Annotated in this window: 20 protein-coding genes; 3 read left to right on the forward strand and 17 right to left on the reverse strand. The window is 32.9% G+C overall.

The window, feature by feature from the left end; all coding sequences use genetic code 11:
- The 4 genes from ACOOWA_RS14350 to ACOOWA_RS14365 form a co-directional block, all read right to left on the reverse strand.
- Positions 1-645: a DUF1684 domain-containing protein gene (locus ACOOWA_RS14350; RefSeq protein WP_421376207.1), complete on the reverse strand. Its 645-nt coding sequence runs from the start codon at positions 643-645 to the stop codon at positions 1-3.
- A gap of 18 nt (positions 646-663) precedes the next feature.
- Positions 664-1,056 (reverse strand): hypothetical protein, encoded by a 393-nt coding sequence (locus tag ACOOWA_RS14355; protein ID WP_421376208.1) that lies wholly within the window; start codon positions 1,054-1,056, stop codon positions 664-666.
- Positions 1,057-1,132: 76 nt separating this feature from the next.
- A complete protein-coding gene (gene mqo / locus ACOOWA_RS14360; RefSeq protein ID WP_421376210.1) occupies positions 1,133-2,638 on the reverse strand; it encodes a malate dehydrogenase (quinone) in 1,506 nt (501 codons plus the stop codon).
- 169 nt (positions 2,639-2,807) lie between these two features.
- Complete coding sequence (locus ACOOWA_RS14365) at positions 2,808-3,848, reverse strand: NAD(P)H-dependent glycerol-3-phosphate dehydrogenase (protein ID WP_421376212.1); 1,041 nt, start codon at positions 3,846-3,848, stop codon at positions 2,808-2,810.
- Between the two features lie 222 nt (positions 3,849-4,070).
- Between ACOOWA_RS14365 and ACOOWA_RS14370 the strand changes: the two genes are divergently transcribed.
- Positions 4,071-5,087 (forward strand): M23 family metallopeptidase, encoded by a 1,017-nt coding sequence (locus ACOOWA_RS14370; RefSeq protein WP_421376214.1) that lies wholly within the window; start codon positions 4,071-4,073, stop codon positions 5,085-5,087.
- A 142-nt stretch (positions 5,088-5,229) separates the two neighbouring features.
- Here ACOOWA_RS14370 and ACOOWA_RS14375 read toward each other — a convergent pair whose 3' ends face one another.
- The 6 genes from ACOOWA_RS14375 to ACOOWA_RS14400 form a co-directional block, all read right to left on the reverse strand.
- Positions 5,230-5,883 (reverse strand): NAD(P)-dependent oxidoreductase, encoded by a 654-nt coding sequence (locus ACOOWA_RS14375; protein ID WP_421376216.1) that lies wholly within the window; start codon positions 5,881-5,883, stop codon positions 5,230-5,232.
- A gap of 104 nt (positions 5,884-5,987) precedes the next feature.
- Positions 5,988-6,398 (reverse strand): Rrf2 family transcriptional regulator, encoded by a 411-nt coding sequence (locus ACOOWA_RS14380; RefSeq protein WP_421376217.1) that lies wholly within the window; start codon positions 6,396-6,398, stop codon positions 5,988-5,990.
- A 69-nt stretch (positions 6,399-6,467) separates the two neighbouring features.
- Positions 6,468-7,934, reverse strand: coding sequence for a serine hydrolase (locus tag ACOOWA_RS14385; protein WP_421376219.1), 1,467 nt, complete (start codon positions 7,932-7,934; stop codon positions 6,468-6,470).
- A gap of 85 nt (positions 7,935-8,019) precedes the next feature.
- Positions 8,020-8,598 carry a helix-turn-helix domain-containing protein gene (locus ACOOWA_RS14390; RefSeq protein ID WP_421376221.1) on the reverse strand — a complete coding sequence of 193 codons (579 nt, stop codon included), beginning with the start codon at positions 8,596-8,598 and terminating at the stop codon, positions 8,020-8,022.
- Positions 8,599-8,757: 159 nt separating this feature from the next.
- Entirely contained in the window at positions 8,758-9,708 is a 951-nt protein-coding gene (locus ACOOWA_RS14395) for a hypothetical protein (protein ID WP_421376223.1), read from the reverse strand.
- Between the two features lie 102 nt (positions 9,709-9,810).
- Positions 9,811-10,245 (reverse strand): FKBP-type peptidyl-prolyl cis-trans isomerase, encoded by a 435-nt coding sequence (locus ACOOWA_RS14400; protein ID WP_421376225.1) that lies wholly within the window; start codon positions 10,243-10,245, stop codon positions 9,811-9,813.
- A 169-nt stretch (positions 10,246-10,414) separates the two neighbouring features.
- Between ACOOWA_RS14400 and ACOOWA_RS14405 the strand changes: the two genes are divergently transcribed.
- Positions 10,415-11,416: a catalase gene (locus ACOOWA_RS14405; RefSeq protein WP_421376227.1), complete on the forward strand. Its 1,002-nt coding sequence runs from the start codon at positions 10,415-10,417 to the stop codon at positions 11,414-11,416.
- A gap of 133 nt (positions 11,417-11,549) precedes the next feature.
- Here ACOOWA_RS14405 and ACOOWA_RS14410 read toward each other — a convergent pair whose 3' ends face one another.
- The 7 genes from ACOOWA_RS14410 to ACOOWA_RS14440 form a co-directional block, all read right to left on the reverse strand.
- A complete protein-coding gene (locus ACOOWA_RS14410) occupies positions 11,550-12,599 on the reverse strand; it encodes a TerC/Alx family metal homeostasis membrane protein (protein WP_421376229.1) in 1,050 nt (349 codons plus the stop codon).
- A 109-nt stretch (positions 12,600-12,708) separates the two neighbouring features.
- Positions 12,709-13,320, reverse strand: coding sequence for a TerD family protein (locus ACOOWA_RS14415; RefSeq protein WP_421376231.1), 612 nt, complete (start codon positions 13,318-13,320; stop codon positions 12,709-12,711).
- A 207-nt stretch (positions 13,321-13,527) separates the two neighbouring features.
- Positions 13,528-14,451 carry a hypothetical protein gene (locus tag ACOOWA_RS14420; protein WP_421376232.1) on the reverse strand — a complete coding sequence of 308 codons (924 nt, stop codon included), beginning with the start codon at positions 14,449-14,451 and terminating at the stop codon, positions 13,528-13,530.
- A 39-nt stretch (positions 14,452-14,490) separates the two neighbouring features.
- Positions 14,491-15,657 carry a toxic anion resistance protein gene (locus ACOOWA_RS14425; RefSeq protein WP_421376234.1) on the reverse strand — a complete coding sequence of 389 codons (1,167 nt, stop codon included), beginning with the start codon at positions 15,655-15,657 and terminating at the stop codon, positions 14,491-14,493.
- A gap of 10 nt (positions 15,658-15,667) precedes the next feature.
- The gene (locus tag ACOOWA_RS14430; protein WP_421376236.1) at positions 15,668-16,222 is read right to left on the reverse strand and encodes a TerD family protein; all 555 of its coding nucleotides are present in this window, start codon (positions 16,220-16,222) and stop codon (positions 15,668-15,670) included.
- Entirely contained in the window at positions 16,212-17,036 is an 825-nt protein-coding gene (locus ACOOWA_RS14435; protein WP_421376238.1) for a phosphoribosyltransferase family protein, read from the reverse strand. Before ACOOWA_RS14435 ends, ACOOWA_RS14430 begins: the two co-directional genes overlap by 11 nt.
- 2 nt (positions 17,037-17,038) lie before the next feature.
- Entirely contained in the window at positions 17,039-17,713 is a 675-nt protein-coding gene (locus tag ACOOWA_RS14440) for an HAD family hydrolase (protein ID WP_421376240.1), read from the reverse strand.
- Positions 17,714-18,196: 483 nt separating this feature from the next.
- Here ACOOWA_RS14440 and ACOOWA_RS14445 point away from each other — a divergent pair, with 483 nt between their 5' ends.
- Entirely contained in the window at positions 18,197-19,129 is a 933-nt protein-coding gene (locus ACOOWA_RS14445; protein WP_421376242.1) for a LamG-like jellyroll fold domain-containing protein, read from the forward strand.
- Positions 19,130-19,181 lie beyond the last annotated feature (52 nt).

A 19,181-nucleotide genomic window follows, 5' to 3' on the forward strand; every position in this document is an offset into this window, starting at 1 on the left:
TTAATGATTATAAATATCTTTGTACATCACTCCTGCTCTGATTTCTACAGGAAGTTTATTTTCTTGCGGAACAATCGGGCAATTGTAATCATAAGCGTTGTAAGCGCAAAAAGGCTGGTAAGATTGATTAAAATCTAACACGACCGTATTACCTTTCGGGATTTTTAAATCCATATATTTCCCGCCGCCATATGTTTCTTTCTGATTGGTTTCATCGCGAAAAGGAAGAAAAAGATAGTCTTTATACTCTTCCATCTTCATTAAATCTAAACTTTGATAGATTGTTAATGTATAGGATTTCCCCTCTAAATCAAATGTTGCCTTCCCATACTCCTGATATGATTTTGATTTCCCTGAAGAAGTGGGCAAATTAAAAGGTTTAGGATTTTCATTTTTAACAAATTTTGCAGTTACTCTGTATTTCAGATTAATTGGAAAAAAAGGATGCTGCCTGAAATTAATAAAATTATCTCCACGTAATGGCGTTTCTTTTTTGTCAAGATATTCTTTATTTAAATCTGCCTGAAATTTTTCAACTTCTTTTATATGTTTTGAATTGTTTATCAAAGAATTGCTGCTTTTAGCTTTCTGAGAAAACATAAACAAAGGAAAAAAAGCCAAAATAATCAATATGATTTTCTTCATTTTAGTTTAAATTTAAATCTACTCTGAAATTTTAATTCTATAAATATCAGATGAATTTCTTTTTATTGATTTCACAAAAAATCCGCCTTCTTCGGGAATTTCTTCTTTAAAATCAAAACTTTTGCAATCTTTGGGCAAACCTGTAAAGACCAATGTAAACCAAAAATCTTTCATAAAGGGAACTACAGTCCAGTTAGGATAAATACTGATGTTTTCAGCATGAATCAATTTGCTTTTATGAGAAGAATTCTGATCAATAAGAACGGTGGTATTCCAAATTCTAATCAAATTCCCTAAAAACGGTGACGCCGGAAAACAGCAATGCACAATCACCTGTTTCTCTTCCTCAATTTTTGTCTGAAGAGATTCTAAGATTTCCTGTGCAATAATAGGTTTTGTGAGTACGTCCATCTTTTTTTATGAGTAATAAGTAATGAGCAATTCGAACTGCAAAATTACTGATTGCTCATTACACATTACCCATAGTTTAATGTTTAAGTTCTAATTTTTCTTTGCTGTTTGCTCTTACTTGCTTGGTAAGTTCAGGATTTTCGGATAATTTTTGCCCGTAAGACGGAATCATTTCCAGCAATTTATCTTTCCATTCACCATGAAGTTTTTCTGGGAAACATTTTTCTAAAACATTTAACATGGCGAAAACTGCCGTTGAAGCTCCGGGAGAAGCTCCTAAAAGTGATGCGATGGTTCCTTTTTCGTTAACAACAACCTCAGTTCCGAATTCTAATTTACCACCCAATTTATCATCTTTTTTAATGATCTGAACACGCTGTCCCGCAACTTTCAATTCCCAGTCTTCTTCTTTTGCATCTTTCACAAACTCTCTTAAATGCTGAATTCTCTGAGCTTTTGTCATCGCAACCTGCTGTACCAGATATTTTGTCAGGGGAATATTATGCCACCAAGCTCCAAATAAAGAACGGAGATTTTTTGTATTCACGCTTTCAGGCAAATCAAGATAACTTCCTTCTTTTAAAAATTTAGTGGAAAAACCAGCAAAAGGACCAAAAAGTAAAGCTTTTTCGCCATCAATAATTCTTAAATCTAAATGCGGAACAGACATTGGAGGCGCATCAACGGTAGCCTGAGTGTAGACTTTTGCCTGATGTTGCTTCACTAATTCCTGATTGTGCGTTACCAACCATTCTCCCGAAACCGGAAAACCACCATAACCTTCACTTTCTTTAATATCCGAACTATCCAATAATGGCAAAGCATAACCTCCCGCTCCGATGAAAACAAAATCGGCGACAACTTCCTGTTTGTGACTGTTGATACGGTCTTTCACCTTCATTTCCCACTTTCCGTCTTCTCGTGGATCAATATCTTTTACTTCATGATAAAGAAAAACTTCCACATGAGAATCTTCCAAAAGATGACGTCCCATTTTTCTGGTGAGTGTTCCGAAATTGACATCAGTTCCCAAATCCATTTTTGTGGCTGCTAAAACTTCAGTTTGGTTTCTTTTGCTCATCACCAAAGGAATCCATTCTCTCAGTTTATCATGGTCGGTTGAGAATTGCATTTCAGAAAATAAAGGTGAATCTTTCATTGCTTCATGTCTTTTCTGAAGATATTCTGCATCTTTTTCACCAAACACCAAACTCATGTGTGCGCAAGAATTGATAAATTCCTGTGGATTCTGGATGTAATTTTTATCAATTAAATAAGACCAGAACTGTTTTGAAATTTCGAACTGTTCGGCAATTTTTTCTGCTTTTGAAATATCGATTGTTCCATCCTCTTTTTCGGGAGTATAATTGAGTTCACAAAATGCCGAATGACCTGTTCCGGCGTTATTCCATGCAGCGGTACTTTCTTTGGCGAATCTTCCGAGTCTTTCGAAAATTGCTATCTCTAAATCGGGATCAAACTCATGAAGTAAAGTGGCTAAAGTTGCACTCATTATTCCGCCTCCGATCAATACCACGTCATATTTTGGCTTGGGAGTTCTGTTTGTAATCTGCTGTGACATTCTGTGAAATTTTACACTAATTTCGGGAAAAGTTTTCAGACAAAAAGATATATCCGATGATTTTTAACAAGAATTATTGTTAAAATCATTAATAAGAATTTCAATTTAAACTTAAAAAAACACCAGCAATAAATTACTGATGTTTTTCTCATCTATATTTAAAAAAATTCTAATCTAATTTTGCTGTAAGCTTTTTAAACTGCTTTTCAGCATTCTTTCCTTCATATAAAATTCCGTAAATGGTATCAATGATTGGAAGTTTTAAACCTTTTTCTTTAGATGTTTTATAAATAGAATCTGCTGCATAATACCCTTCCGCAACCATGTTCATCGACTGAATGGCAGATTTTACGGTATATCCTTTTCCGATTAAATTTCCTAAGTTTCTGTTTCTAGAGAATAATGAATATGCCGTAACGAGTAAATCTCCTAAATAAGCACTTTCGTTAACATCTCTTGGTGCTTCATAAATTGCTTCAAGGAAAATTTCCATTTCACGGATGGCATTGGATACGAAAACTGCTATAAAGTTGTCTCCGTAGCCTAAACCACTTGCAATTCCTGCTCCGATCGCGAAAATATTTTTAAGAATCGCACTGTATTCATTTCCCAAAATATCTTTGCTTGACTGTACTTTTATAAAATCTGAATTAAAAATATTAACTAATTTTTGTGAAGTTTCGTCTTCCACCGTTGCAAGTGTAAGATAAGAAAGCCTTTCCATTGCTACCTCTTCTGCATGACAAGGTCCAGCAATTACCGCCTGATTTCTGAAACCAATCTGGAACTCTTCTTTCAGATAATGCGCAACCACATCATTCACTTTAGGAATAATCCCTTTAATCGCAGAAACAAAAATTTTATCTTTATAATCGCAATTCATTTTATCCAAAGTGTCTGAGAGATAAATAGACGGCGTCGCCAAAACAACAATATCACAAGCTGTTACGAGCTCGTTGACATCCGTTGTCAGTTTCAAATTTTTAAGATTAAAATTGACCGCAGTCAAATAAGTCGGATTGTGTCCCCGAAGTTCAATTGCACCTTTTACAAACTCATTTCTTACGCACCAATGAACGGTTTTGCAGTTTTCAACAAGCATTTTTACGATTGCTGTTGCAAAACTTCCGCTTCCTACAACGCCAACTGTGACGTCATTTTTATTATTTTTTGCAGTTGAAGAATCTGAGTTGATTTTCTTTTTCGCCATAATTGAAATTGATGTGCAAATATATTAAAACAAAGAAATATCAGAAATTATGCCATCGAATTATCTCTCTAATTCTGAAAATTTAATATTCTCACACAATTAAATAATTAAAACACCGTTTATTAGAAGTATTTATAAATTTTTGTTAAGAATAATACCAAAAGTCTATTTTTAACTAAATTTGCACCCTTAAAACCTTTTTAAATTCTAAGAGAAAGAAAAATGAAGAAATTTTTAGGAAGCAAAAAGAAAGTAACAGTCCTGATTAGCGGACTTTCACTTATCGTTTTTGCACAAAGTATTTTCATTGCCAAATTGTTTTCGGAAAAAGATAACAGAAACTATGAAGTAAATTTGGTAAAAATAAATACAGAAAAAGACAGCGTTGATTATCTTAAAATGAAGACCGATCTTAGCTTAGTTGATCAAACAGTTTCCCAACTGAATTCTTTTCTGAAATCAAAAGATATTAAGAACGAAAAACTAATGGTTCTTGATAACGACAGTATCTCAAACTCAATTTATCTGGCAAAACAATCAAACAGATACAGCGAATATCTGATGAATCTTCAGCAAAAACTGATGCAGGTTCCTTTGGGAATGCCAACCGATGGTTATATTTCCTCTAATTTCGGAATCAGAAAAAACCCGATTCCTTTTAAAACAGTTTTTGCTTCTGTAAAACCAATTGCAGAAGAAAATACAAGTGTTGCAGCGGCTGCTTCTAAACCTGAAGTAAAAACTGTACCGGTAGAAAAAATCATTGAGATAACCGATAGTTATGGAAATAAAAGAGAAGTAAAAGTAATGGTAACTCCAAAAACTGCAAGCGCTCCTGTTTCTGCTCCGGCAAGCTCAACGGCGAAAAATACGGTTGTTTCTAAAACTCCGACTGAAAAAAATAATGCTCCTGCTGAAGCTGATCAAATGCAGTTTCACAAAGGGTTGGATATTGCCGTAGCTTTCGGATCTGATGTGGTTGCAACGGCAGCCGGAACCGTTATTTTCTCAGGACAAAAAGGCGGTTATGGAAATTGTGTGATTGTTTCCCATGGAAATGGATTGGCAACACTTTACGGACATCTTTCGCAACTGGTAGCAAAAACCAATGATAAAGTAAAAGTAGGACAGGTTATCGCAAAATCAGGAAATTCAGGACGTTCTACGGGACCTCATCTTCATTATGAAGTGCATAAAAACAATGCACCTGTAAATCCTAAATTGTTTATGAATTTATAATTTTATTGTTAGTAAAAGTTCCGGCGACACATTAGTGTCGCCGGAACTTTTTTGATAATCATATTCATTTTATCGGGTTTTACCCGATTCTTTAAAAGGTCACCACTTCCTGGCTCTCTAAAAATTCAAGTAGAATTTCAAATTAATAAGCTGCGGTAAATCTTTCACGAATGTGATTATTCTGCTCCAGTTCATCAACCAAAACCACCGCAACATCTTCTACAGAAAGTACACTTCTTCCTTCATCATTAAAGACAGGATTTTCAAGACCAGTTCTGTATTTTCCGGTTCTGATTCCTGCAGTTCCTTGATGCATTTCAATTGCCGGACTAAAGAATGTCCAATCCAACGTTATATTTTCTTTGATTTTGTTTAAATAATCTCTTGCGGCAGTTGCTCCTGGTTTGATGTCTGCAGGAAAATCCGGTCCGTCTACCAATTGATTTCCGTTGATAAACAAACTTCCCGCTCCTCCAACGGTAATAAATCTTTTTACACCCGATTTTTCAACTGCTTTTTCGATATTGACTGATCCGTTTAAGAAATCATCATAAAGATTAGGATTCGTCCATCCTGCGTTGAACGTGTTGATTACTGCGTCGTTTCCTTTTAAAGCTTCTGCTAAAGCTTCAACATTGTTGACATCAATGCTCTTTGCTTTTATATTATCAGTTTCATTTACTTTTGAAGCATCTCTTACGATTGCTTCTACTTCAAAACCTCTGCTTAAAAGCTCTTTTACTACTTGTGTTCCCACAAAACCGGTTGCTCCGATTACTGCTACTTTTTTGTTCATACTTTTTTTATTTATTTTTAAAGGAATTCACGAACCTTTCGGTTTCGTTTGATATTATTTTAATTAATTGTAATAATTTTTGTTACAATTTATGTTAAAAATTTTTATTTAAACTGTTCTGTAAACTCTTTCAACGTCTTATTTCCTAAAAATTTTAAAACCAACTGATCGGTTTCGCCAAACAAAACATTAAGATGACTGTTAATATTTTTTCCAACACTACAAAGAGGACTCGGGTTATTATTTCTTTTACCTAAAACTTCAGTATTTTTCACGGCTAAATAAATATCAGAAATACTTATCAAATCTGAACTTTTTGCCAATTGAGCCCCTCCAATTTTCCCTTGTCTGCTTATAATTAAACCAGCTTCTTTTAAAACACCGATTTCTTTACGAACAATTACAGGATTAATATTAATACTTCCCGCCATCCATTCGGAAGTGAGCCAGTTTTGCGGACTTTCCGCCAATAAAGTCATGATATGTATTGCCGTGGCAAATCTTGTGTTGTTCATTGTAATTACAGTGCAAATATACAAATATTTTAATTGTAACAAAAATAATTACATTTAAGATGTTAAAAATTATTTTGTTTCTATTTCAATAATTTTTTTGCCAATAGCACCTAGATAATAATTGACTATCGGTTCATATATTTTATAGCCATCTTCAACATTGGTAAAAATAATCAGCCCTTTTTTTGTTTCAGGTAAAAGGAAGACAATGGTATTAACGCCTTTATCTGAACCACCATGAGATAAGGCTATTTCGTTATCTCCAAGATTGTAAATTTCAAATCCGAGTCCGAAATATTTATCTTTTTTAGTTTCAATCTGCTTCGATTTCATTTCTTCGAAAACTTTGGGAATCAATAAATCATTATTCAATACTGCTGCTAAAAACTTTCCGTAATCTTCTATTGAAGTTATTAAATCATCGGCTGCATTTGGAGTTTTATTTTTCACGATATCATAACTTTTTCCATTTTTGTCATAACCGACAACCATTCTTTCAGAAAAATTCTTTTCATTCCAAATATAACTTGTGTCCTTCATGTCTAAAGGTTGGAAAACAAACTCTTTCGCAAGTTCTTCAAGGCTTTTATGAAATTTATTTTCGACGGCTTTTCTAAGATATTCAAAACCTTCTCCAGAATATTGATATTTTGTTCCGGGATCAAATTCGAAAGCAAGTTTTTTATCTTTATTCATCCATCTCCAATTCGGAAAGCCTGTTTGATGGCTCAAAACTAATCTTGTTGTCAACTTTTTATGTCGCACATCATTTGCAATATCTTTATCAATAAAATATTTGTCAAGCGGTTCATCAAGATTCCATTTACCAATACTTACCAAACGTAAAACCGTCATTGCAGTAACAGGCTTTGTCAAAGAAGCAACATTAAAAAGACTGTTGTAAGAAGCAGTAGATTTATCATTTAATTTTCCATAAACTTTTATTTCTTTTAATTTTCCATCTTCAATTATTCCTAAACCCAAAGTCGGGATATTATTACTTTTCATCAATTGCTCAAAGTTATCTGTCAGTTTTGATTTATTAGGATCTCCGTGATCATAGCTCAAAACGTCACTCATCATCCATTTGCCGTCTTTTTTTGTCCATACGGTTGTGAATTTTGCATGACCACCCAAAACATCTTGTTTATTTTTTTCACGAATGTAAAACTGATGCTCTCCGGTTTGTATTGCTCCGTACAAAACACCGTTGTTATACAGTGGAAAAACTTCTAAACTGCTTTCAATCACTTTACGAATTGGTTTTTGATTGGGATTTGAGCAAATATTCTGTTTTGTTCTTTCTATGAATAATTTCTTATCCTGAAAACCTCCAGTGTCATGATAAAATTTCAAATTATCATCCATTTTCTTTTCTAAGAAAGCCATATCACAATTATTGAATCCACGTTCAAAAAAGATACTGTCTTCCTTTTTTAATTCTAAAAATAACGGCGATTTTTTCTCAATTTGAGCATGTATGTTTCCGAAGAAAAAGATGAGAATAAAAATAATAAGATTAAGTTTTTTTGTCATTGAATTATTTTTGACAAAGATTCAGAATAAATCAAATTTAATTCAAAAAAAAACCCGACAAAAACCCGACAATTAGCTTTTAAATTTATATAATACTGAAATTCAATCTAAAACGAAGACATTGTTTCTTATCAATTTCATATGTATTTCTCAAAATAATAAAAATATTTGTCAACGTTAATGTAATCATCGTCAACATAACGGAAGTTGAACCTAACTTTAATAAAGCTACAATCATGAAGATTATGGGAGAAATAATGGCTAAAAATATCTGAAGAGAAATAATCTGTTTTACAATTTGAGATTTTTGTTTTGTAAATAACATGAGGAATAATGGCAACAAAAAATTGACGATAGGAAACCACGCAAAAGGTATCGATGAGAGATTAATGATTTTCACTAAACGATAATTAATGTCATCTTTATACTCTACTTCCTGAGCATTTTCTTCACTATTATCGCTTATTTCTTCAGCCGGAAGAATCGGAGTTAATAAATCTTTTTCAGCAATCTCGAGAGTTGCAGCAAGAGTTTTCAGGGTGTAACCTTTCGGCTCGGTTCCTGCTTCAATTCGTTGGATTGTTCTTACAGAAATTCCCGATTTTTCGGCTAATTCCTCTTGAGTTAGATTGTGTTGTTCTCTGATTTTCTTTAATTCCGACATTCTTTAAGTAGATTAGGGCAAATTTACAGATTCAAAATTATTTAAAAATTATAATTTTTTTTACTACTAAATGCTTTTTAAGTTAAACAAAGGCGTTCTACTTAAACATGAAAAAAATGATTTATCCAGAGAAATATTTTAGTTTAAAACTATTCAGAATCATAAAATCAACTTATCCAAATCCAAAAGCAGGTAATTAATCGTCTGATTTATTGTACGGGTTGCAGACTGCATCTGGTTGAGCATTGCAGCCCGATTATGCAGATCATCGGCTCTGTAAAAGCCCCCATCTTTGAAAATTACAGATTGATCTGCCGCATCTTTATTATCATCAAACTGGTAATGCAGCCATCTTTCTTTCATACTCGAAATAATGGAGTGTTTTTCTTTATTGGAAAACCTTTTTTCACTGTACATATACCAAATAAATGGTGGAAAATTTGAAGATTCCAACTTTTCATTCCAAATATCTCTCAGTAAATTTCTTTGGTGAATAAATTCTACTTTTTTGCCTTTAGGATTTAAAGTTGCCAAACCAAAACCAGCTCCCAAAGCACCTCCGGTAATATCAATGGCACTGCTCCAAGCATCATCTTTTACAATTCCACCTGCAATCGATGCGACTGCTCCGGCTGCAATCGAATATAAAATAAGTTTGTTATTTCGGGAGTCGTTCAAGTTATCAACGTAATTTCCGATTTGAGCCACACGTTCTCCTTCACAGTCAAATTCTGCGGCAACTGCGTCTAATTCAGTAAGAGCAATGGTAATTTTGCTGTTGATTTTCATTTTTAACTGTAAAACTTTTACCTGAGAGCTTAAAGAAGAATCTTTTTTAAGCTTCATAATTTCATTCACTTCATCCAGATTATCCAAAGCATTTAGAACCAGAATACTCTGATCTGAAAAAATAGTTTTCAACTGTCGATTAGCAGAAATAATAGAATCTGAATTGTATGAAGGCAATTTTTCTTCATAATTATATTTGAAAGGTGCTTTGCAATAGCTGTCTTTCAAAGTCAAAATATTTTGTCTGATGGTCTGATTTTTCTTAGAAACACACGAAACCATCAGCATAAAAACAGCGCAAAAAAAGTAAATCTTTTTCATTGAAACCGGATTAAAAAATTTTGGAACAGGTACTAATATAGTGCAAATAAAAAAATTCACCTGAACAACAGGTGAATTTTTTTATTTATTTTGATAAACAGATTATTTAATCTCCAACAATTCCACCTGGAAAACCAATGTAGAATTTGGTCCGATTTCTTTGCTGATTTGCTGATCTCCGTAAGCCAGATGAGGCGGAATAATTAATCTCCACTTGCTTCCAACCGACATTAGTTGCAGAGCTTCGGTCCAACCTTTAATCACTTTATTTAAAGGAAATGAAGCCGGAGTTCCTCTTTTCACAGAACTATCGAAAACTTTTCCGGCAATTGTCGTCCCATGATAATGGCATTTCACCATCGATTTCGGTCCCGGTTTTGCGCCATCTCCTTCGGTAATAATCTCATACTGCAACCCGCTCGGTAACTGGACTACACTTTCTCTTTTGCCATATTCAAACATATATTCCTGACCATCTTTCAGGTTTTTTTCGGCCAATTCCTTTTTTTTCTTAAATAACAAATCTGCTACTCCCATAATTTTTTTTTACAAAGATAAGGTTTTATGGTTGGATGATGGAAGCTGGAAGCTGGAAGTACTGAAAGTGATCTTTTCTGCTTACAGCACCACAAACTTTAAAAATGTTTAATATTCTCGTAACGCAGAATTAAAAACTTGGCGTTATCATTGACTTTTTAAAAACTATATGCCAGATCCGTTACGATATAATAAGAACTTTGAAAAACTAAGCTATGAAGAAAAACAACTTTTGGAAGAAACAAAAAATAGCATTGTCGATTTTGTGGAATATTCTTCTACAATAAGTGACGTGAATTATGCAACGAGAAATGCCCACGCAAAAACTTATGCCGTTTTAAAAGGTGAATTTATCATTAATAAAGATATTCCGGGAGATTTAAAATATGTTTTCGACAGCGAGAAATACGAAATAGTTGCAAGATTATCTAATGCTCATTTAAAAATAAATAAAAACAAAAGAGACATTCCGGCGTATGGTTTTTCCATTAAAATAAAAGATGAATCAGGACGAACAATTTCCAATTATCCTTTGGTGAATTTCCCACTGTTTCCAGTGAGTTCTGTTTCGACATTTTTACAGTTTTTCACTTCTTTGAATCGGTTTTTTCTAAAAAAATGGAGCAATGTAATTCCCTTATTAAACCATTTTTATAAAATTATTCCTTCAACATTGAATCCTTCATTTCTAAAAAATGTATGGAAATTTATTTTAAATAAGAACAATTTTATGCTTTCTTTTGATTACCATTCTGTTGGAGCGTATCGTTTTGATGATAAAATGATCAAAATTAAAATGAGCCCGAGAAATGTTCAGAAAAATTTTGGACGAAGAAATTCAGTCAAAGAATCGGTTGAAAATTTTTGTCTAAATCAGGATTATTTGGCAGATGTTTTTATTCAGTTTTGTTATGATTTGAAAGATCAGCCTATCAATAAACTCAATGTAGAATGGATAAACTCTCCTTTCATTAAAATCGGAGAAATTAAAATTGATAAAAATTCTTTGCTGAATCCTAATAATTGCGAGAACGAATTGTTATCATTTAATCCTTTTGATAGTGCAGAAATCTTTCAACCTGTCGGGAAAATTCAGAAACTGAGAGATGAAGCCTATAAAGTATCGTTGCAGACGAGGAAAAAGATTAATAAGCTTCTGAAGTATAGATAAGGTTGATGGTTTTTAGTTGATGGTTGATAGAAATATGAAGTGTGAATTTCTTGCAAAAAAACCTTCAAGGTTTTGAAAACCTTGAAGGTTTGAACATAAAAAAGGCTTTACGATTTGTAAAGCCTTTCCTGTATTAATTTTCTTCTATTTTTTCTTTTTCTTCATCCTCTTTCTTATCCGGAAACATGATGGAAAGAAGTACGGAAAGTACCAAAACGCCACCTACAATTCCTAACGAAACCGGAGAGGTGATGTGATACCAAGGCGCAATCAACATTTTCACACCGATAAATGCCAGAATAATTGCCAATCCATACGGTAATTTACTGAACATATGAATAAAGTTCGCCAATAGGAAATATAAAGATCTTAATCCTAAAATCGCAAAAATATTCGATGTATAAAGGATAAAAGGATCATTTGAAATCGCAAAAATCGCCGGAATAGAATCCACTGCAAAAAGTACATCGGTAAATTCAATAACTGCAACCACAACCAAAAGTGGTGTTGCCATTCTTACTCCGTTTTGTATGGTGAAGAATTTATCTCCCACGTAATTATCTGAAACTTTCCAGAAGCTTTTAATTAATTTCGCACCTGCTGTATCACTGTAATCTTCGTCGTCATCGTCGCCACCATCACCCCAGGATTTAATTCCTGCATAGATTAGGAATAATCCGAAAAGTGTCATTACAACATTGATTCTTACCGCATGGCCGAAGATATTCATTTCAGGTAAATAGGTTAAATCAATTAATTCAACTCCTGCAAAAATGAAAATTGCTCTGAAAATTAATGCTCCGATAATTCCCCAGAATAACACTTTGTGATGCAGGAATTTCGGCACTTTAAAGAATCCGAAAACCAGGATAAATACAAAAAGATTATCTACGGACAGTGCTTTTTCAATCCAGTAAGCCGCTTGATATTGTGTGAATTTTTCTACTGCCAAAGCATGACTTTGCGGAGATCCGTCGGTATTGAAAACCCAATACACCACTCCTGAGAAAATCATTGAAAGTGAAATCCAAACCACTGACCAGATTGTAGCCTCTTTGGATGAAACTTCATGGCTTTTTTTATTGAAAACTCCTAAATCGAGAAGTAGCATAATCACAACCGTGATCGCAAATCCCCACACCAAACCAGGGTGCAGTTCTAAAATACTTTGATGTTGTTCCACTTTAGTTTTTGTTTATTATATGATAAAAGCAATAGTTGTAAATATACAGCTATTGCTTATTTAAATCTAATTTCGTTTCAATAAAAAATATTGAATGAATTGAATTATTCTACAAATATCTTTCCTGAACAGTTTTTACAGTCTGCTCTAATTTTTTATCTGAAGTAGGATCTCCGATCGCGTTGAATTTCCATTCACCATTTCTTTTGTAAAAAACTCCCATCACCATTGAAACGTGACCGCTGAAAGATTTATCATTTGCAATATCGTATTTCGCAAAAACCTCTCTTACATTAGTTGGAGTTCCTTCGTAAATTCTGATTGACGCAAAAGGAATTGTCCCAAAATCCTGACCTCTGTAGCTGTGTAAAACCATGGCAACATGCTCAACACCCGCATCAAGATTAGAAAAATCAACTGTGATCACTTCGTTATCTAATCCATCATCACCATTAATGTCACCTGTTAAGTCATCTCCACTGTGTGTTACAGATCCGTTCTTTGATTTTAAGTTTCCGAAATAGATAACTTCAGTAGCATTTTTATTTGAATCGTATAAAATACAGCTTCCATCTAAATCTACTGCTTCTTTTGAAGTTCCGCCAAAGAAGCTTTTCTTTTCGATTGCTCCCCAATTAATTCCTACACAAGCCTGGGAAAGTGTTGTTCCGTTTTCTTTGGTAAGGTTTATTCTCTGACCTTTTTGTAAGTTAATAGCCATTATTATATTTTGTTTTTGTTATTTTTTTGAATCTTTGTGTCTATTTTAAACGCAAAGAGCGCAAAGATTTTTTTAAACTGTTCTGCATATTTTTCGTTCGCAAAGGCGTTTCACTCAGCAAATGATAGCAGTTTAGACAAAAAGCTTGTAAAAAATTGAATTTAATAAATCTTTTTACTTTTTACTTTTTACTTTTTACTTTTTACTTTAATTATTGATATTCAAATTAAGCATTGCCCGAAGAATATTTGTTTCTTCGTTGACATCAAATATTTTGCTCATAATATCGATGTTTTCGAGATTTCTGAGGTAATCTTTTAAAACCAATTCAACATCTTCGGAAAGAGATTTTTTCTTAAACTCCATGGTTTCTTCCAAGTCTTCATTCTTTCTTTTCAGCTGATTGATTATTGAAATCTGATTCGATTCGTTCTCATTCGTATTTAATGATTCTAAATCTTCATCATCAATCAGATACATTTTTTTTTCTTCTACATTGAAGACAAAATGATCATCCGACTGAAAAATTTTAAACAGTTCATATTCATCTCTTTCAACCCGATAACCACAGACAAAACGAACTTTAAAATTCTGAATATTAAGCTTCCCTAATAATTTCCGCTCAATACAATAATCTTGGTACTGGTAAAACGGAACAGATTGAGGTTTTAATTTCTCCTCATCAAAATCTGCTCTGTAAAATTCTGCAGCATATTTTTTATGAAAATACAGTACATCATTCCAGTTCAGCAGTGCCCTGTTTTCTGTTAAATCTTTGTAGAGATTTCTCAGATGCTCAGAAAAAATTCCGCTGTAGATTTTTCTGTCGGTTTCAAAACTGTCGTTCTTTTTTTCTTCGAAAGAAGCAATGTATCGGTTGTTGATATTGATTTCATTGATGACCGCCAATAAATCGTTTTCCTTTTTCTTTTTTATTTTGGTCAGCAATTCGATAAGACTGTCGGTATATTGAAGGTGAAAAAGCTCCAATTTATTATAATCTAATGTCTGATTTTCATTAAATAAATTGTGGATGATATCCGTTTTGATATAAATCGCAATGATATCAACATTTTCAAAGAAATTAGCAAGAAGTTTAAGCCTTGTTAATCTTCTTTTGCTTTGAGACATTATGGTTGCAACCTCCTCATTCACCTTTTTACCCTCTTATTAACCTCTGATGTTTGCTTTTAATTCTGATTCTAAAGTCTGAAGATCCTGATCCAGTTTTCTTCTGCTTTCTGTACCTTGCTTTTGAATCTGTTTTACTTCATTCAAAGTGTTGATCAACATTGCAGTCGTTTCTTTCAATGTTTCAGCTGAAACAATAGTCTGTTCGTTTGCTCTCGCTACATTTCTTGAATTCTGACCCAAACGTTCTGCATTTTTTCTTAAAATATCTTCTGTTGTCTGCGAAACTTTCTGCTGAATCTCGATATTCTGCTGTTGTCTGTGCATGGCAACTGCTAAAGAAAGCTGGTTTTTCCAAACCGGTAAAGTGGTTGTTAAAATAGTTTGCGCTTTTTCAGCAATCGAAACGTTGTTATTCTGCACCAATCTTATTTGCGGAAGAGACTGCATCATAATCAAACGAACAACCTTTAAATCAGCCAATCTTCTGTCTAACCTGTTGATAAAATCTCTTTTATCAGCAATCTGGTAATCGGCAAAATTCTGAACATTCGCTTCCATATGAGCTAGCTCAACGGCTGCTTTTTCCATTCTAAGATTTCCGGCAATTACCAAATCTTCAATGGCTTTAATAGAATTGACGTTGCTGTCGAAAATAGTCTGTAAAACTGCATTATCTTTTGTCGAAGTAATAATTCCGGCATTTACTTTATGCGAAATCTGGTCGATATTGCTTGTAATTTTATCGTATTTAGCGAAAAGATTATCAACCTGCGTCAGCATTTTTTTCATAAAAGGAATTTTACTTAAAAAACCTTTTACTCCTCCATTGTTGATTTCGTCTACGTCAACGTAATTTAATTCAATCAATAAATTATTGATCAATTCTCCTACTTCACCAGAATTCGATCTTCTTACATTACCTAAGAAACTATCACTCTGATTCGCTAAGGTTTTCTGTAATTCTGAGCCGAAATTAACGATCGATCCGGGATTTGTTTCGTCGATTGCATTGGCTACCATTTCGTATTTTGCACGATCAGCATCCTGAATCTGATTTAAATTTACATTTCCGTCTCTATCCATCAAAACTGCCGGTGCAGCAGGATCAGGCTGTAGTGACTGACTCATTGAAGGTGTCGGATCGAAACTTTTTAAAGGCTCAATGGATCCTAATGGATCATTTTGGTTATTTTGATTATCCATAATATGATAATTATTGATACATTGATACAAATTTTTCAAGGCCGTCTCTCTGACCGCTTCCTACTGCTTCAAATTTCCATTCTCCGTTTCTGTTGTAAATTCTTCCGAATTCTACTGCGGTTTCGATAGAGAAATCTTCATCCAATTCATACTTTAAAATTTCCTCGTTGGTATCTGTATTAAAAATTCTGATAAAAGAATTTCTTACCTGACCAAAATTCTGTCTTCTAGTATCTGCTTCGTGAATTGTTACAACCACTGAAATTTCTTTTACGGCAGAATCAATTTTAGTTAAATCAATTTTAATTTGCTCATCATCTCCATCACCGTCTCCTGTTAAGTTATCTCCTGTATGAATCACAGATTTATCCGGAGATTCAAGGTTGTTATAAAAAATAAAATGGCTGTCTGAAACCAGTCTTTTGTTGTCACCCAATAAAAAAAGCGATGCATCAAGATCGAAAGCTCCGCCGGTTGAAGTATTGTTAACGTCCCAACCTAAACCAACTGTAAATTTTGGTGCGTTTATATTTTCTCTTTGTCCTTTCTGTAAATTAATTGCCATAATAGATTTCTGTTTGTGTTAAAGTGTTTATGTTATTTTTATATTCTTTTATTAAATGATAATTGTTGCTGATTGCAAGCTCAATTAAATCATCTGTATGTTGTTTTTTTATTTTAGACGTAAGATAATCAAAATTACTTGAATCTAAACCTAAAATATACTTTACAATTCTCGTATTGAACTGAAAACTTTCCTTAGCCATTACTTCTGCAACGTCTTCTACATTTTTTACAGTGTAATAATTGAAGAAATTTTCAATCTTCGGATCAATATCAGAATTCGTCAGTTCCGCGTAATACATGAAAAGAAAATCGGCATTTACCGCATATTCATTTAAAATTTTGTTCACTGTAAATTCATGACTTCCTGTAATTTTAATATCATCAATAAAAATGCAGAGTTTTTCTCTTAAAAAATCTTTATCGAGATAATAGGTATCATTGGAAATCAGGTTTTTACGGTCTTCAAAACTTAAATTGCCATAATCGGTTGTATATGTATGATTTCTGTTGATTTTTGAAATAATACTTGCCTTTTTTCCTTTTTGAAAAAGATAAAAATCAAGATGCTTTTTAAAATAAAAACAAAGAAAATTCGAAGCTGTAGGAATCGCCATGTAAGGACTCGGCAAAACAAGGATTTCTTTTTCTGTATTTAAAATTTCAGGATGTTGAGAAATAAAGCCGTCGAAAAGTTCTTTTGCAAACTTCTCTGCGTAAAATTTGTCTCCATATTTGAAATAGCTGTACTCCGCAGGAGAAAATGTAAACTCTTCTGAAGAGTTTATTTTATGTAAACTGTAACGTTTATTCATAATTATATTTTGTGTTTTAGAAGGTGTGCACTGAAACCGAAATCTTTTGCGCCTTTGTAATCAGCAATCGGATTATCACCGATATGCAAAATCTTCTCCAATTGTAAATCTTTATTTTTGATTAAATTTCTCACTTCCTGAAAAATCTCCGGACTGGGTTTTGAGCAATTGATTTCATCAGAATAAATATGGAAATCGATGTATTGATTCAGATTTTCATTTGCAAGAAATTTCCGCATCGTAGTTCCTTTTATAAAACCTGTATTGCTAAGAATATTAATAGTCTTATCCTGACTTTTGATTTCATCAAAAAACTGATGCAATTCGTTAAAAATCACAACAGGTTTATATTCTAAAAACAGGTCTTCACTTTTTTGATAAAAATCATTCAAGACATCTTTATTTAATCGTTTTAAATCAACATTTAATGCAGCCAAAATCAATAAATAAATCTCAAATGTATCGATATTTCCACCGATTACCTCATTAATATTATTGCAAAGATCATCGTAGTATTTCACTGTTTTAGCAACTTCTTCAATCGGTTTATTTACATCAAAAAATGAAGAGAAAAGCTCAACTCTTTTTGCCTTAAATTCGGGATGAGATTTGATTAAAGTAAGCCATAAATCAAAAGAAAAATGATCATGGTTTTGAATATCGATATCTGTTTTCAAAATAATTTAAATTAATCTAGTAAGCTTTTGCTGAAAAAAGTTTCTTCCTTAATACCACAACTTTTTTCCAAGATTTTGTGTTTTAAAATCAAAACTTATCAAAGATAAAATTTTTCATTCAATCTTGATTCTTTTTAAGATTTTTTAAGATATTATTAAACACTAATGAAAGATGTTTATACTTTTGAATTTCCAGATTAGTCTTGTCGTATGATTTTTGAAATCTAAAATGGCAATTTTAAATAGATGATATTTTTTATAGAATATTATTAAACAAATTCTGCTTTATTTATTATAAATTTCTCAAAAATCATTTAAAACAAAAATATCACATCACATAAATACAATATATTAAGCAATTTTAACATAAAAAAATTAAACAAATACCATTTATAGCAAAAATAATACATGAATAAAATCATATCAGTGTCAAATATTTAAAACTAATAGCTATATTTGAAAAACCATTAAAAATTAATACTTATGAAACGAACACTACTCCTCTCTTCAATTCTGTTTTCTTTATTTGCAAAAGCACAAACGCCAACCTACGTTCCCACATCAGGATTAGTCGCATGGTGGGGTTTTACAGGAAGTGCAATTGATACGAGCGGTAACTCAAATGATTTAACGGTAACCGGAGCAACCCTTACCGCAGACAGAAATGGCACAGCAAATACAGCGTATTCCTTTAACGGAACAAGTGCATTTCTTACAAAATCCTCATTATCTTATAATTTTTCACAAAGTGGAACTTATTCTATATCGTTTTGGATGAAAAAAACCGGAAATTCTGAAGGTGTTGCGATGATGAGTGGCTCAAACACTTCAGGGAATTTTATTTGGCTTCTTCAATGTGATGCTACAAAAACCATTTTTGGAACCAACAAACAAGGCGAATCCTGGACCTGGGCAAACGGACCAAATTATTCTACAACAGCATGGGAACATTTTGTCGCAGTTTATAATAATCAAACAATGCAGCTTTACAAAAATGGAGCTTTAGTATCAACATCAACTAATGCTTACACCGGCTCTACATCAGCTGCAATGCCTTTTTATATTGGCAGGGCAATCGGCGGCGGATATATTGCTGCAAGTATTGATGATGTTGGAATTTGGAGCAGAGTTCTTACCACAACAGAAATCAGTCAATTATACAACAGTACGCTTTCAACAAATGACGTAAAATCAATAAAATCAAATACTAGTATTGCGCCTAATCCAGTAAGTGATATTTTATCTGTAAACATTCCATTGAAAGGTAAAAACGTATACAAAATCATCGATATTAATGGCAGAATCGTGCTTACAGGAGAATTGAATGATTCAAAAATTAATGTTTCCTCATTAAATAACGGAGCTTATTTTCTTGATATTGAAGGAATTTCCAGCTTTAAATTTATTAAAAAATAATTTTTTCTAAAAGCAATACCATCTCGTTAAATCTGAGAAGGTATTGCTTTTC

Origin of the sequence: Chryseobacterium sp. GP-SGM7, from assembly GCF_049166575.1 — a bacterium.
In the GTDB taxonomy this organism is placed as follows: Bacteria; Bacteroidota; Bacteroidia; order Flavobacteriales; family Weeksellaceae; genus Chryseobacterium.

Coding starts and splice junctions, on each gene's coding strand:
- ACOOWA_RS14375 (WP_421376216.1), bottom strand. CDS start 5,883: ATGAACAAAAAAGTAGCAGTAATCGGAGCAACCGGTTTTGTGGGAACA.
- ACOOWA_RS14420 (WP_421376232.1), bottom strand. CDS start 14,451: ATGTCTCAAAGCAAAAGAAGATTAACAAGGCTTAAACTTCTTGCTAAT.
- ACOOWA_RS14400 (WP_421376225.1), bottom strand. CDS start 10,245: ATGGGAGTAGCAGATTTGTTATTTAAGAAAAAAAAGGAATTGGCCGAA.
- ACOOWA_RS14355 (WP_421376208.1), bottom strand. CDS start 1,056: ATGGACGTACTCACAAAACCTATTATTGCACAGGAAATCTTAGAATCT.
- ACOOWA_RS14390 (WP_421376221.1), bottom strand. CDS start 8,598: ATGTCGGAATTAAAGAAAATCAGAGAACAACACAATCTAACTCAAGAG.
- ACOOWA_RS14385 (WP_421376219.1), bottom strand. CDS start 7,934: ATGACAAAAAAACTTAATCTTATTATTTTTATTCTCATCTTTTTCTTC.
- ACOOWA_RS14445 (WP_421376242.1), top strand. CDS start 18,197: ATGAAACGAACACTACTCCTCTCTTCAATTCTGTTTTCTTTATTTGCA.
- ACOOWA_RS14365 (WP_421376212.1), bottom strand. CDS start 3,848: ATGGCGAAAAAGAAAATCAACTCAGATTCTTCAACTGCAAAAAATAAT.
- mqo (WP_421376210.1), bottom strand. CDS start 2,638: ATGTCACAGCAGATTACAAACAGAACTCCCAAGCCAAAATATGACGTG.
- ACOOWA_RS14370 (WP_421376214.1), top strand. CDS start 4,071: ATGAAGAAATTTTTAGGAAGCAAAAAGAAAGTAACAGTCCTGATTAGC.
- ACOOWA_RS14350 (WP_421376207.1), bottom strand. CDS start 645: ATGAAGAAAATCATATTGATTATTTTGGCTTTTTTTCCTTTGTTTATG.
- ACOOWA_RS14405 (WP_421376227.1), top strand. CDS start 10,415: ATGCCAGATCCGTTACGATATAATAAGAACTTTGAAAAACTAAGCTAT.
- ACOOWA_RS14425 (WP_421376234.1), bottom strand. CDS start 15,657: ATGGATAATCAAAATAACCAAAATGATCCATTAGGATCCATTGAGCCT.
- ACOOWA_RS14430 (WP_421376236.1), bottom strand. CDS start 16,222: ATGGCAATTAATTTACAGAAAGGACAAAGAGAAAATATAAACGCACCA.
- ACOOWA_RS14395 (WP_421376223.1), bottom strand. CDS start 9,708: ATGAAAAAGATTTACTTTTTTTGCGCTGTTTTTATGCTGATGGTTTCG.
- ACOOWA_RS14415 (WP_421376231.1), bottom strand. CDS start 13,320: ATGGCTATTAACTTACAAAAAGGTCAGAGAATAAACCTTACCAAAGAA.
- ACOOWA_RS14435 (WP_421376238.1), bottom strand. CDS start 17,036: ATGAATAAACGTTACAGTTTACATAAAATAAACTCTTCAGAAGAGTTT.
- ACOOWA_RS14380 (WP_421376217.1), bottom strand. CDS start 6,398: ATGAACAACACAAGATTTGCCACGGCAATACATATCATGACTTTATTG.